General features: G+C 63.6%; 12 protein-coding genes. 3 read left to right on the plus strand and 9 right to left on the minus strand.

The features are described 5' to 3' along the window. Window positions 1–6: 6 nt before the first annotated feature. The 3 genes from GYA94_RS07195 (at window position 7) to GYA94_RS07205 (ending at window position 2,055) form a co-directional block, all read left to right on the plus strand. The gene (locus GYA94_RS07195; protein WP_054913303.1) at window positions 7–684 is read left to right on the plus strand and encodes a hypothetical protein; all 678 of its coding nucleotides are present in this window, start codon (window positions 7–9) and stop codon (window positions 682–684) included. A 61-nt stretch (window positions 685–745) separates the two neighbouring features. Beyond that, window positions 746–1,435, plus strand: coding sequence for a hypothetical protein (locus tag GYA94_RS07200; protein WP_110676689.1), 690 nt, complete (start codon window positions 746–748; stop codon window positions 1,433–1,435). Further along, a complete protein-coding gene (locus GYA94_RS07205) occupies window positions 1,432–2,055 on the plus strand; it encodes a hypothetical protein (RefSeq protein WP_110676691.1) in 624 nt (207 codons plus the stop codon). The genes GYA94_RS07200 and GYA94_RS07205 overlap by 4 nt, the downstream gene beginning before the upstream one ends. Here GYA94_RS07205 and GYA94_RS07210 read toward each other — a convergent pair. The 9 genes from GYA94_RS07210 to GYA94_RS07250 all read right to left on the minus strand — a co-directional run bounded on the left by GYA94_RS07210 (window position 2,052) and on the right by GYA94_RS07250 (window position 13,370). Next, window positions 2,052–2,648, minus strand: coding sequence for a MarC family protein (locus GYA94_RS07210; RefSeq protein ID WP_009683262.1), 597 nt, complete (start codon window positions 2,646–2,648; stop codon window positions 2,052–2,054). The two genes, GYA94_RS07205 and GYA94_RS07210, sit on opposite strands and share 4 nt — an antisense overlap. A 65-nt stretch (window positions 2,649–2,713) precedes the next feature. After that, window positions 2,714–5,485, minus strand: a complete 2,772-nt coding sequence (locus GYA94_RS07215; RefSeq protein ID WP_054904928.1) for a hybrid sensor histidine kinase/response regulator — start codon at window positions 5,483–5,485, stop codon at window positions 2,714–2,716. Window positions 5,486–5,620: 135 nt separating this feature from the next. Next, window positions 5,621–6,916, minus strand: a complete 1,296-nt coding sequence (gene purD, locus GYA94_RS07220; RefSeq protein WP_054913305.1) for a phosphoribosylamine--glycine ligase — start codon at window positions 6,914–6,916, stop codon at window positions 5,621–5,623. 145 nt (window positions 6,917–7,061) lie between these two features. Further along, window positions 7,062–8,669 (minus strand): bifunctional phosphoribosylaminoimidazolecarboxamide formyltransferase/IMP cyclohydrolase, encoded by a 1,608-nt coding sequence (gene purH / locus GYA94_RS07225; RefSeq protein ID WP_009683258.1) that lies wholly within the window; start codon window positions 8,667–8,669, stop codon window positions 7,062–7,064. Between the two features lie 81 nt (window positions 8,670–8,750). Next, window positions 8,751–9,071 (minus strand): DNA-binding transcriptional regulator Fis, encoded by a 321-nt coding sequence (gene fis, locus GYA94_RS07230; protein WP_003249693.1) that lies wholly within the window; start codon window positions 9,069–9,071, stop codon window positions 8,751–8,753. Beyond that, the gene (dusB, locus tag GYA94_RS07235; protein WP_009683257.1) at window positions 9,068–10,081 is read right to left on the minus strand and encodes a tRNA dihydrouridine synthase DusB; all 1,014 of its coding nucleotides are present in this window, start codon (window positions 10,079–10,081) and stop codon (window positions 9,068–9,070) included. Before dusB ends, fis begins: the two co-directional genes overlap by 4 nt. Before the next feature lie 216 nt (window positions 10,082–10,297). Continuing rightward, window positions 10,298–11,665, minus strand: coding sequence for a DUF3426 domain-containing protein (locus GYA94_RS07240; RefSeq protein ID WP_161892025.1), 1,368 nt, complete (start codon window positions 11,663–11,665; stop codon window positions 10,298–10,300). A gap of 42 nt (window positions 11,666–11,707) precedes the next feature. Continuing rightward, window positions 11,708–12,586, minus strand: a complete 879-nt coding sequence (gene prmA, locus GYA94_RS07245; RefSeq protein WP_047150017.1) for a 50S ribosomal protein L11 methyltransferase — start codon at window positions 12,584–12,586, stop codon at window positions 11,708–11,710. Window positions 12,587–12,914: 328 nt separating this feature from the next. Continuing rightward, the gene (locus tag GYA94_RS07250; protein ID WP_029885804.1) at window positions 12,915–13,370 is read right to left on the minus strand and encodes a MaoC family dehydratase; all 456 of its coding nucleotides are present in this window, start codon (window positions 13,368–13,370) and stop codon (window positions 12,915–12,917) included. Window positions 13,371–13,381: the final 11 nt, after the last annotated feature.

A 13,381-nucleotide genomic window follows, 5' to 3' on the forward strand; every position in this document is an offset into this window, starting at 1 on the left:
TTCCCGATGTCTGAAACACAAGCCACTACCCGCGACGCCGCCGTCCTGGTCGAAGGCAACCTGCTTGCCTGTGGCGCGGGTATGTCCGTGCAAAGCCGCCATGACTGCAAGAATGCATACCACTTTGCCACCTTGGTGGCGGACAAAGCCTTCGATGCCGAAAAGCAGAGCAGGGAGTGGTATGACAAGCTCATCGATGTGATGCGTGACCTGGGCTTCACCATCCCCAAGCGCAGCTTCGAGCAGGAAACATCGGCTGAGCTGTCGGTCACCGTCGGCGCCATTGCTGTACGTGCTATTGCCGTTGCCGGCAACGCAATGTTGGGCGGCACCCAACTGGGCAGCCTGGCCAAAAAGGCCTTCGACAAGATGGCCACCGTCGAGAGCGACGCCAAAGTGCTCGACCACAAGCGCAAGAACAAGACCCGGGGCATGGTCGGCCTGGCTGCGTGCATCGAGACCGAGCAAGGTGATGTGGTCATGGTGATCAGCTGCATCCAGGCGTCTGCCCCGCAGCTGGACGACGACGTGCTGGGCATCCAGTGGAAGCTGAACAAGAGCCGCTACTACGCCGGTACGGCGGTGCTCACCCTCAACAACTTCGTCTACGACAAAGTGCGCGAAACCGTGGAAAACAAACTGGGCGTGCGCAGCGTCGAGAACGTTCTGCAGTACGACATCTGATTGCCTGGCGGCATTTCGCCGATGCCGCCTTTTCGACTCTCCTTGAAATGAGGCAACACACATGGATAAAGCATCCGAGCAACTGATGCTGATCGGTGGCACGGCGTTGGTTTACCCGCAGAGGGCGGGCGAAATACTGCGCCAGGCCGCTTTCGACTCGATACTGTACGCCCAGCTCGTGGCCAACAAGCACGCCGGGTCGCGTTTCGAGCAGTATGACGCCTGGTACGCGGCCAACCGCGAGGCATTTCGCCAATTGGGCTGGATCAAGCTGGCCAGCACCCACGACCTCAAACAGCTGGGGCAACCCGTTCGCAGCACCCAGCCCCAGCCGCTGGAAGCCTGGTTGAAAATGCGCGCGATCAGCCCCGAAGCCCTGCTGAGCACGGTAAGGGCAGGCCTGCGCCGCTCTGCCCAGGGTGTTGGCCATTTGCTGAAGTTCAGCGCCCAGGAGCAGGGCCAGCGCTCCAGACTGGTCGTGGAGGTGGGGCTGCTGAAAGCCGGGCCAACCCTCGATCTTTGCAGCATCACGCTGCAGGTCGACGAGCGTATTTCTGCCGTGCCCTTGGATGTGCTGCTGAGCGAGCAGGTACTCAGGGGCGAAGCCGAGTTCGATGGTATTTCCCTGGCACTGGATAACGGGCGCTTCGAGCACCAGCGCACTGCACTGCAGGCGCTGATGGAGGACAAGAATGCCCAGGGTGACTACCGCTTCGACCCTTATGCGCCAGTAGTGGGGGCAACACTATGACTGAGGTTGCCCCTGCGGTAATCGGTGCCGGTATCGTCTCGTTCTTGCCAGGAATGGACGCAGCCCAGGCGGGCAAGGTGAAGCTGGCCCTGGCGATGGCCGAGCGGGCCACGGAAACAGCCTATAGGGAGGGCTTGATCCAGGACTGGTTTACCTACTACCGCAACCAGCTCAAGTTCATGGGCTGGGACTCGGTGTCTCCCGAGCAGGCGCATTGTCCCGACCCGCGCCGTGCCAAACAGACCGATCAGGTTCTGGAAACCATCGCTGACAAGGCGGGGGAGCGCTATGCAACGGCGACCGGGCTCTCCATCCGGAAACTGTTGAGGCAGCCCTCGGTGCTGCGTGAGCTGGAACGGTGTGCATACGAGCGCCAGCATTTCCAGTTACTGCCATGTGCGCCCGCCGGTGCTGGCCGGGTCGACATGGTGCTTTACCATGAGGTCGACAGCCACGCGGCATTCAAGGCTGGCTTCCTCAGCCACAAGCGTAGCCACCGGGTGGTGCGGGCGGAACTGGTGCGGTTCAATGTGCTGGCGTTCGAGAACAGCTTCTTGGGCAAAGTGCAGGAGCGGGTGGTGCAAGCCTCGTTGAACCGTATTCTCGAATACGGCCTTTAAGGTGCCAGGTAGCCCTTAATGCCGGTGAAGATGATCTGTGCAGCCAGAGCGCAGACGAACAGGCCCATCAGCCGGCTGACGATCTGCAAGCCCTGGTCACCGAGCAGGCGCTCGATGCGGTGCGACAGGTACAGCACCACACCCACGGTGAAGCTGGCCAAGGCAATGCCGATGATTGCCAGCAACTTGTCGCCCCAGTGCGGTTGGCTGACGCCCATTACCAGCAGGGCGCCGATGGTGCCGGGCCCGACGGTCAACGGGATGGTCAGCGGCACGATGGTGACGTCCTGTTGCACGTTGTCGGCCTGCACCGCGGACTTGCCTTGGGCCATGCCCAGCGCAGAAATGAACAGCACACTGCCTGCGCCGATGCGGAAGGCGTCGGCGGTGATGCCGAAAATACCGAAGATTGCCCGGCCGAACAGGTACAGCAGCACGCTGGCGATGAGCGCGGCAAAGGCTACCTTCCAGGCCAGTTGCTTGCGTTCTTTGCTGGAGTGGCCACGGGTCAGGCTGATGAAGCACGACAGCACGAAGAACGGGCTGTAGAGCACGAGCATTTTCAGGTAGACGCTGAACAACTCATGGAGCATGAGCGCGGGTCCTTGGCAAAGTCGGTTGGCGTGGGCTGGGGCTGTGGTGGGCCTGCGCCGGAAGGTCAGGAAATGTGCGCCGGGTCGGTCGCGGCTTCGCGCTGGCTGGCCCAGTACTGAATCAGTTCGCGCAGTTGCGACAACTCCACCGGCTTGGCCATGTGCCCGTCCATGCCGGCCAGCCGCGCGCGTTCCTTGTGCTCGGCAAGAATATGCGCCGTCAGCGCCACCACCGGGGTGCGCTGGCGCTTGTTGGCGGCTTCCCAGGCGCGCAGCTGCCGGGTGGCCGAGAAACCGTCCAGCACAGGCATTTCACAGTCCATCAAGACCAGGTCGTAATGCCTTTCTTTCATGGCCTGCAGGGCTTCCTCACCATTGCTGGCGGTGTCTGGTTGCAGGTTCAGCTTGCCGAGCATGCCGCGTATCACCTTGGTCGAAATGCTGTTGTCCTCGGCCACCAGTACGCGGAAATCTGCTGGCAAGTCCAATGCCTGGGGGACCCCAGGCGGGCTGGCGGGTAGCGCCTGCTCGCGGCCGCGCTGGGCCAGCTCCTCGGCCAGGGTGGTTTTCAGGGTATAACCGGCCACCGGCTTGGCGAGTATCCGTTTGACCCCGGCGTTACGCGCGATGACTTTGCTGGGCGCGTTGCTGATACCGGTGAGCATGACCACCAGAATGTCGTGGTTCAGGCTGGGGTCTTCCTTGATTTTGGCGGCCAGCTGCATGCCGGTCATGCCGGGCATGTTCTGGTCCAGCAGCACGGCGTCGAAGTAGTCGCGCAGGTGCGCCTTGGTGCGCAACAGGGCCAGGGCCTCCTTGCCTGACGGCACCGCGCTGACATTCATGCCCCAGGCACTGCACTGCTGCACCAGCACTTTGCGGCAGGTATCGTTGTCGTCCACTACCAGCACCCGGGCATCGCGCAGCGGGCCTTCGAGGTCGGCCAGGGGCTGTTCCAGGCGCGAAGGGTCCAGCGGCAGGGTCAGCCAGAGGGTATTGCCCATGCCGGTGCTGCTCTTGATGCCGAATTCACCTTGCATCAGGCCGATCAGTTGCTTGGCGATGACCAGCCCCAGGTGGCCCCCCAGCTTGCTGCTGGAGAGGAAATGGTGGCTGTGCAGTTCGGCCTGCAGCAGGGCCTCGCGGTCTGCGGCCGGCAGCGGCTCGCCACTGTCCTGCACGGCAATGCGCAGGCGTGGCACTTCACCACGCTGATCCAGGGCCACCACCAGCAGGATCTCGCCCTGGTCGGTGTTTTTCAGTGCGTTTTCCAGCAGGCTGGACAACGCCTGGCGCAGCCGCGTGGGGTCACCGCTGATGACCCGCGGCACCTGCGGCTGGGTAAAGCTGATCAGCTCGATGTTCTGCTGTTCGGCCTTGGCGCGGAATATGTTCAGGCAGTCCTCGATCAGCGCGTTGAGGTCGAACTGCACATCATCCAGCTCGATCTGCCGGGACTCGAGCTTGGAAATGTCGAGTATCTCGTTGATCAGGGTCAGCAGTTCGTTGCCCGCGCTGTGGATGGTCTGCACGTAGTCGCGCTGCTTGACCGACAACGGCGTGCCCAGCAACAGCTCGGTCATGCCCAGCACCCCGTTCATCGGGGTGCGGATTTCGTGGCTGATCTTGGCCAGGAACTCGGCTTTGGCGTTGATTTCTGCATCGCTGGCAGCCAGTGCCCGGCTGACGCTGAAGCGCTCTTCACTCATGCGCCGCAGGCGCTCGCTGACCGCCAGGTTGAGCAGCAGGCCGCTGGCCACGGCCAGGCCCAGCAAAATGCTCAGTAGCCATGGCGTGGAAGTGCGGGTAAAGCCGAGCAGGGCCGGCAACAGCACCAGGCCACCCAGGTTGAACAGCACCATTGCCAGGCAGAACAGCCGGGCGGGGGCATAGCCCTTGTACCACTGGTAGCTGCTGACCAGCAGCATGCTCACGGTGCCCAGCGCCATCAGGGCGTAGGTCATCAGGTTGAGGGGCAGGGTATCGACGAACAGCAGCACCAGGCCGCTGAGCCCGACCAGCAGCATTTCACCTTGCAGCAAACGGTTCAGCCGGGGCGAATTGCACGGCGAGAAGAAGTGCTGGGTGAAATACAGCCCGGCCAGCCCCGCCAGTACCAGGGTCAGGTAGGCCGCGGGCGTTTGTGCGCTGTGCCATACATGCCACCATGGGCCGCTGAGGTTCAGCAAGATGAGGCCGCTGAGCAGCATCAGGCCGTGATACAGCGCCAGCACCAGGGAAGTGCTGGAGCGGCTGTAGAGGAAGCGGATCAGGTTGTGCAGGATCAGCATCACCAAACCGCCGAACAGCATGCCGAACAGCAGCGGCTGGCGCTGGTCGGCGGCGGCCTGGGCGGCGGGTTCCAGGCTGATGGCCGGGCGCAGCTGGTGTTCGGACACCAGGCGCAGGTAGATGTCCACCGGTTGCTTGCTGTTGGGCAGGGGGAGTACATGGTCGCTGCCGCGCAGGGTGGGGCTGGCATTGCCGGCCTGGCGCCCGTGGTGCAGCTGACGCAGAAGTTGGTCGCCTTCGAGGGCGTAGAGGTCCAGGCCAGACAGGTCCGGGGCGAAAACCCGCAGCAGCTGTTCCTGGTCGCCCGGTTCCAGGCGGTAATGCAGCCACAGGGCTTGTTCTGCCGGTGCGGCATCCAGTTCGGCAAGGATCAGCGGGCTGAACTGGTTACGGTAGCGCTCGGAACGCACGTCGCTCAGTTGCAGGTTGGCCTGTTCATCGAGCAGCACCGACCAGCCCCCGCCATGATCGGCCGCAGCCGGGAACATGCAGAGCAAGGTCAGCAAGCTGACGATAAGAGCTGAGGCAATCCGAAGCCGACGCACTACGAAATCCCTTCTTGGCCGATGTGCCGGGTATCAACTATGCGCGGCGCACCAAGCCGAAGGCAAGGCCCATGGCGGGCCTTGTCGACGAGCCGGGCGCCGGGTGCACAGGGCACCGCGGCGTGCCGGTAGTGGTTACTGCTGGTGTTCACCGCGCTCACGGGCAATGGCCCGGTAGCCGATGTCGGTGCGGTAGAAGCTGCCGTTCCAGCTGACTTCCTTGGCCAGGCGGTAAGCCTGCTGCTGCGCGTCGGCAACGGTGCTGCCCATGGCGGTGGCACACAGCACGCGGCCGCCGTTGGTGACCACCTGGCCATCCTTGAGCGACGTACCGGCATGGAACACCTTGCCTTCGATCTGCGCTGCAGCGTCCAGGCCGTTGATCACGTCGCCCTTGGCGTAGTCGCCCGGGTAACCGCCAGCGGCCAGTACCACGCCCAGGCTCGGGCGTGGATCCCACTGGGCTTCGACCTTGTCCAGCGCCTTGGCGAAGGCCGCTTCTACCAGCAGCACCAGGCTCGACTCCAGGCGCAGCATGACTGGCTGGGTTTCCGGGTCACCGAAGCGGCAGTTGAATTCGATGACCTTGGGGTTGCCCGCCTTGTCGATCATCAGGCCGGCATACAGGAAGCCGGTGTAGACGTTGCCTTCCTCCGCCATGCCGCGCACGGTGGGCCAGATCACCTGGTCCATCACGCGCTGGTGCACGTCGGCGGTAACCACCGGGGCAGGGGAGTAGGCACCCATGCCGCCGGTGTTGGGGCCCGTGTCCTGGTCACCGACGCGTTTGTGATCCTGGCTGGTTGCCATCGGCAGTACGTTGTGGCCATCGACCATGACGATGAAGCTGGCTTCTTCGCCGTCGAGGAACTCCTCGATCACCACACGCGAACCGGCGTCACCGAAGGCGTTGCCAGCCAGCATGTCACGCACGGCGGCTTCGGCTTCTTCCAGGGTCATGGCGACGATCACGCCTTTGCCCGCGGCCAGGCCGTCGGCCTTGATCACGATCGGCGCGCCTTTTTCCTGCAGGTAGGCCAGCGCCGGCTCGATCTCGGTGAAGTTCTGGTAGTCGGCGGTCGGGATCTTGTGGCGTGCCAGGAAGTCCTTGGTGAAGGCCTTGGAGCCTTCCAGCTGGGCCGCGCCCTTGGTTGGGCCGAAGCAGTCCAGGCCGCGGCTGCGGAACAGGTCGACCACACCGATGACCAGCGGCGCTTCCGGGCCGACGATGGTCAGGTCGACGTTCTTCTCGGCGAAGTCGGCCAGTTGCTCCAGGGCGCACACATCGATGGCGACGTTTTCGCACTTGGCTTCGATGGCGGTGCCGGCGTTGCCTGGGGCAACGAAGACTTTTTCTACGCGTGGGTCCTGCGCGACTTTCCAGGCCAGGGCGTGCTCACGGCCGCCGCTGCCGATGATCAAAACTTTCATGTCAAAACCTCGATTCAGGTGACCCCGAGGCGGGCGGGGAACGCTGTGGGAGCGGGCGTGCCCGCGAATGCGGCGGTGAATTCACCATCGTATTCGCGGGCGCGCCCGCTCCCACAGGATCGCCGCTTGCCCGGGGGCCGCGTAATTAGTGGCGGAAGTGACGCATACCGGTGAATACCATCGCGATGCCCGCTTCGTCAGCCGCGGCGATGACTTCTGCATCACGCATCGAACCACCCGGCTGGATCACGGCGCTGATACCCACTTTGGCGGCATTGTCGATGCCGTCACGGAACGGGAAGAACGCATCCGAGGCCATGACCGCGCCCTGTACCTGCAAGCCAGCATGCTCGGCCTTGATGGCGGCGATGCGGGCAGAGTTGACGCGGCTCATCTGGCCAGCGCCCACGCCGATGGTCTGGCGCTGCTTGGCGTAGACAATGGCGTTGGACTTGACGAACTTGGCCACTTTCCAGGCGAATACCAGGTCGTGGATTTCCTGCTCGGTTGGCGCACGTTTGGTAACGATCTTCAGGTCATCGGCAGTGATCATGCCGATATCACGGCTTTGCACCAGCAGGCCGCCGTTGACACGCTTGAAGTCCCAGCCGGCAGCGCGCTCGGCTGGCCACTCGCCGCATTCCAGCAGGCGCACGTTCTGCTTGGCAGCCACTACGTCGCGCGCCGCCTGGGAAATTTTCGGGGCGATGATCACTTCGACGAACTGGCGCTCGACGATGGCCTTGGCGGTTTCGCCGTCCAGTTCACGGTTGAAGGCGATGATGCCGCCGAATGCCGACTCGGTGTCGGTGGCATAGGCCAGGTCGTAGGCCTTGCGGATGCCGCCTTCGTCTTCCGGCACCACGGCCACGCCACACGGGTTGGCGTGCTTGACGATGACGCAGGCCGGCTTGACGAAGCTCTTCACGCACTCCAGCGCGGCGTCGGTGTCGGCCACGTTGTTGAACGACAGTTCCTTGCCTTGCAGCTGCACGGCGGTGGAGATGCTGGCTTCGCCCTTCTTGGCTTCTACGTAGAACGCCGCGCTCTGGTGCGGGTTCTCGCCGTAGCGCATTTCCTGGGCCTTGACGAACTGGCTGTTGAAGGTGCGCGGGAATTCGCTGCGGGCAGCCGTGGACAGGGTCTGCTGGGCCTGGTCGATGGTGCCCATGTAGTTGGCGATCATGCCATCGTAGGCGGCGGTGTGCTCGAACGCCTTGAGCATCAGGTCGAAGCGCTGGGCGTAGGTCAGGCCACCGGCCTTGAGGCCTTCGACGATGCCGGCGTAGTCGCTGGCGTTGACCACGATGGCCACGTCCTTGTGGTTCTTGGCTGCCGAACGGACCATGGTCGGGCCGCCGATGTCGATGTTCTCGATGGCGGTCGGCAGGTCACAGCCAGGCTTGGAAATGGTGGCTTCGAACGGGTACAGGTTGACTGCAACCAGATCGATCGGCTTGATGCCGTGCTCGCTCATGATGGCGTCGTCGGTACCGCGACGACCGAGGATGCCGCCGTGGATTTTCGGGTGCAGGGTCTTGACCCGGCCGTCCATCATTTCGGCAAAGCCGGTGTAGTCAGCCACTTCCACCGCGTCAACGCCGTTGTCCTTGAGCAGCTTGTAGGTGCCGCCGGTGGACAGGATCTCGACACCGAGCTGTTGCAGCTCACGGGCGAATTCGAGGATACCGGTCTTGTCGGAGACGCTGATCAGGGCGCGGCGGACTGGCAGGCGGGTAGTCTGGTCGGTCATTTCGGGTTCCAATAACGCGGTGGAGTCAGCAAAAAAGGCGCCTCTGTTCAGGGAGCCGCCTTTTCTGGTTGGGATTCTGTGTTACAGCAAATCGTACTGCTTGAGCTTCTTGCGCAGCGTGCCTCGGTTCAGCCCGAGCATCTCGCTGGCCTTGGTCTGGTTGCCCTTCACGTAGTTCATGACGCTTTCGAGCAGGGGGGCCTCCACTTCGGAGAGCACCAGGTTGTAGACGTCCGTGACGGTCGCGCCTTCCAGATGGGCGAAGTAATTGTGCAGCGCCTTCTCGACGCTGTCGCGAAGGGTCTGGCCCTCTTCGCTCGGCGTGTTCAGGTGCTGTTTCAGGTTGGCGTTGTCGCTCACGGGCGTTGTTCCACTCACAAAATTCTCGGTCATCATCGTCATGCGGCCACCCCTTGTCCGTCCTCTGTCTCAAGGCTCTGTCGACGCTCGCTGAAAAACGCGCGAACGTTGGCGCACTGCGCTTGTGTGTCTTCCAAAGCGTTGAACCGGGAGCGAAACTCCTTGCCGCCGGGTCGTGTTGCCAGGTACCAGCCAACGTGCTTGCGGGCGATACGTACGCCCATCACATCGCCATAGAAGGCATGCAGCGCGGCCAGGTGTTGCAGCAGAATGTGTTCCACTTCGTCCAGCTGCGGCGCCGGCAGGTGTTCGCCGGTGCGCAGGTAATGCTCGATCTCGCGAAAGATCCATGGCCGCCCCTGGGCAGCCCGGCCAATCAGCAGGCCATCGACCCCGGTGGCATCCAGCACCGCCCGGGCCTTTTCGGGCGACGTGATGTCGCCGTTGGCAAAAACCGGGATCGACACCGCCTGCTTGATGGCAGCGATGGTGTCGTATTCGGCTTCGCCGGTGTACAGGTCGGCGCGTGTGCGGCCATGTACCGCCAGCGCCTGGATGCCGGCCTGCTCGGCGATTTTCGCCACGTTCAGGCCGTTCTTGTTCGCCCGGTCCCAACCGGTGCGGATCTTCAGGGTCACCGGAACGTCCACGGCGCCGACCACGGCGTGGAGAATTTCGTGGACCAAGGCTTCATCCTTCAATAAAGCAGAGCCTGCAGCTTTGTTGCAGACTTTTTTTGCCGGGCAGCCCATGTTGATATCGATGATCTGGGCGCCTGCCTCGACATTGGCCCGTGCTGCCGCTGCCATCATCTGCGCATCACCGCCGGCGATTTGCACCGAGCGCGGCTCGGGATCACCCTCATGGATGCGGCGCAGGCTCGACTTGCGGCTGTTCCACAGGTTCATGTCGCTGCTGACCATTTCCGACACGACCATGCCTGCGCCCAAGCGCTGGCAAAGTGTACGGAAAGGCTGGTCCGTGACCCCGGCCATGGGCGCGAGGATCAGGTTGTTGCGTAGCGTGTATTGGCCGATGCGTACCGCCGACATAGGTGATCCCTGTTGTGGGGCCGAATCTTGGAGTTCGAAAAAGGGTTGGCATGATACCCGCTCTCGGTGACCGGATAAAGATGGAGCTGGATAAAATCTGAACAACCGGGGCTGGCGACAAGCGGCAAGTTGCAAGCCACAAGACAAGCAAGCCGACAGCCGGCCTGCTTCGTCTTGTAGCTTGAAGCTTGAAGCTTGCCGCTTGTCGCTTGTCGCTTATTCCGGCGAGCGGAAGCTCAGGCTGTAGTTGACCGCCTTCGGGCCGGGGTCGAGGATGTCCAGGGCTATGTGGATCGGCGTCTGGCTGGGCATTTCGCCACGCCCCGCCAACTCACCCGACAGGTATTCGCTGGGCTTGAAGCGGCGGCTGGCGATCAACTGGCCATTGAGGTCGGCGAAGCGCAGTTCGAGCAACGGGAATGGCTGGGCAAATGGTGCACGGTTGTAGATGATCGCATCAACGATGAGCGCGCCTTTGAAATCCGGGTGGCTGCGTACCACCAGGTTGCTGCTCTTGATCCGGCCAATGTCGACACGGGTGGGCACCTGGCAGCCGACCAGCGGGCACAGCTGCAGGAACATGGGCCGGTACTGGTCCTGGCGGGCCATTTCGTCGAAGTGGAACCACACGTACTGGAAGGCCAGCAGGCCCGCGGCCAGCAAAGACAGCACGCCCCACAGGATCCGCTTGCCCCAGTTGGGCGCAGGCCTTTCCCAGCCCAGTTGCAGGGGGTCGTCGACCACGTCGACCAGCGGCTCCTTGCGCGGTGTGCGCTCGGGCTTGCCGGCAAGGCCGGGTTCCAGGCGTTCACCGGGCAGCGGTTCGCCAAGCTCGTCGTCACGCGCCGACAGCTGCAGTGGCAGCGGTTCATCGTCGCGCGCGCTCAGGCCTTTTTCCGGGATGTCGTCATCGTCAGTGTGCAGCGGTTCGCCGAGTGTTTCAGGCTCACCGGTTTCGCCAGTGCGCTGCACGGGCGGCTGGTCGTCGAAGTCCAGGTCGAAATTGCTGCCCAGTACGGGCTCGGTGCGCTCGCCAGGGGCAGGCTGCAGGTCTGGCGCCTGTGGCTCTGGCGTCAGCAGCACTGGCGCAGGCTGTGCCTGCAGTGGCGGCTCGAGGGGGTCATCGGTTGCCGTGCCGAACAGGTCGTCCACAGGCTCGTCGGCATGCCCCTCATCGCGCCGCGCTTGCAACCCGTCATCCTGCCGGGCGGCGCGTGCCTGCGCCGGCCCCCCGCGCCGCTCAAGGCGCTCCAGCTCTTTGTCGAGGTCAAGGGCATCGAGCGCCTCGGCGGTGACGGCCCAGTCCTCCCCTGGCGCAGGGGTGGGCGCACTGCTGGCCGCCTTGGGCGGAGCAGGCGTTGCCGCCTCGGCGTCGGGCAGCGCTGGCGCCGCCGGGGCAGCAGGCGCCGCCGGCGCTGGCGCGACGCTGGCAGCGCGGTTCTGCTCCAGCAACTGCTTGGCGGCGTTGAACACCTGCAGGCAATGGCCGCACCGCACCACGCCGCGCGCTACGCTCAGCTGGTGGTGGGTGACGCGAAAGCTGGTCTGGCAATGCGGGCACTGGGTGACGAAACTGTCGGTCATGCGGCAATCCGGGAGCTGTGCAGAAAAGTATTCTAGGCCCGCTTAGCGGCGCCGACCACTGATGCGCACCCAGCCGTCGCGCACGACGATCGGGTCCAGGTCGAAGTCGGCGGCATAGGCTGCGGCCACTTCCTCGCCCTGTTCGGCAAGGATGCCCGACAGTGCCAGGAGGCCACCTGGGCGAACCAGCCCGGACAGCTGCGGGGCCAGCGACACCAGCGGGCCGGCAAGGATGTTGGCGACCAGCACGTCGGCCTGCATCGCCGGCATGTGCTCTGGCAGGTACAGGGCCAGTTTCTCGTCGGCGATGCCATTGCGCTGGGCGTTGTCGCGGGAAGCCTCGATGGCTTGCACGTCGATGTCGGTACCCACCGCCTCACGGGCGCCGAGCAGCAGGGCGGCGATGGCCAGAATGCCCGAGCCGCAACCGAAGTCCAGCACCTGGGTGCCTTCGAGCTGCTGGCCATCGAGCCATTCCAGGCACAGGGCGGTGGTGGGGTGGGTGCCGGTGCCGAAGGCCAGGCCCGGGTCGAGCAGCAGGTTGACCGCGTCTTTCTCGGGGGCGTCATGCCAGCTGGGCACGATCCACAGGCGGCGGCCAAAGCGCATGGGCTGGAAGTTGTCCATCCAGCTGCGTTCCCAGTCCTGGTCCTCGATCACTTCGGCCTGGTGCTCGGGCAGTTCGGCGCCGGTCAGCAGGCGCAGGTGGGCGAACACCTGCTCAGCGTCGGTATCGGCTTCGAACAAGGCCAGCAGGTGGGTGTGCGACCACAGCGGGGTGGTATTGAGGTCGGGTTCGAATATCGGCTGGTCTTCGGCATCCATGAACGTGACAGAAACGGCGCCTACTTCAAGCAGGGCGTCTTCGTAGGTTTCGGCTTGTTCCGGGCTGATGGCCAGGCGTACTTGCAGCCAGGGCATGGCGGGCACCTTTGGTAAATCGACAGGGGCAGCCCTAGGCTGCGCGAAGGCTGGCAGTTTACGCGAGTGCGCAGGGTTTGTAGAGAAGGCCTGGCACCGGCCTTGTGGGGGCAACTGTCTTGTATTGCCTGGGCGGGCCTCTTCGCCGGCAAGCCAGCTCCTACAGGTACTGCACAGGGCTTGAGGCGGATACGGTCGAGGTGGGAGCGGCCTTGTGTCGCGATAGGGCTGCGCAGCAGCCCCAGGATCTCAACGTCATGCAACCATTGCCGGGGCCGCTTTGCGGCCCAATCGCGACACAAGGCCGCTCCCACAGGGGCGCGGTGCATCAGACAAAGCAGAGCGAAAGCGACTCAGCAATATAAGCAGGCTTCTCTTCACCCTCGATTTCCAGCGTGGCAATCGCCTTGAGCAGCCACTGCCCGGGTCTTTTTTCGGTCACCTCGGCCAGGTCCACTTTCAGCCGCACCTGGCTGTTCACCTTGACCGGCTGGATGAAACGCACGCTGTCCAGCCCGTAGTTCACCACCATCTTCATGCCTTGCGGCAGCACCAGGATGTCTTCGATCAGCTTGGGGATCAGTGAAAGGGTCAGAAAGCCATGGGCAATCGTGCTGCCAAACGGGGTTTGCGCGGCCTTTTCCGGGTCGACATGGATGAACTGGAAATCGCCGGTGGCTTCGGCGAACAGGTTGATGCGCTGCTGGTCGATCTTCAGCCAGGCCGAGTGGCCCAGTTCCTTACCAACGTATTGCGAAAGCTCTGTAACCGGTACATAGGGCATCGCGGACTCTC

This window comes from Pseudomonas juntendi, assembly GCF_009932375.1.
GTDB lineage: Bacteria > Pseudomonadota > Gammaproteobacteria > Pseudomonadales > Pseudomonadaceae > Aquipseudomonas > Aquipseudomonas juntendi.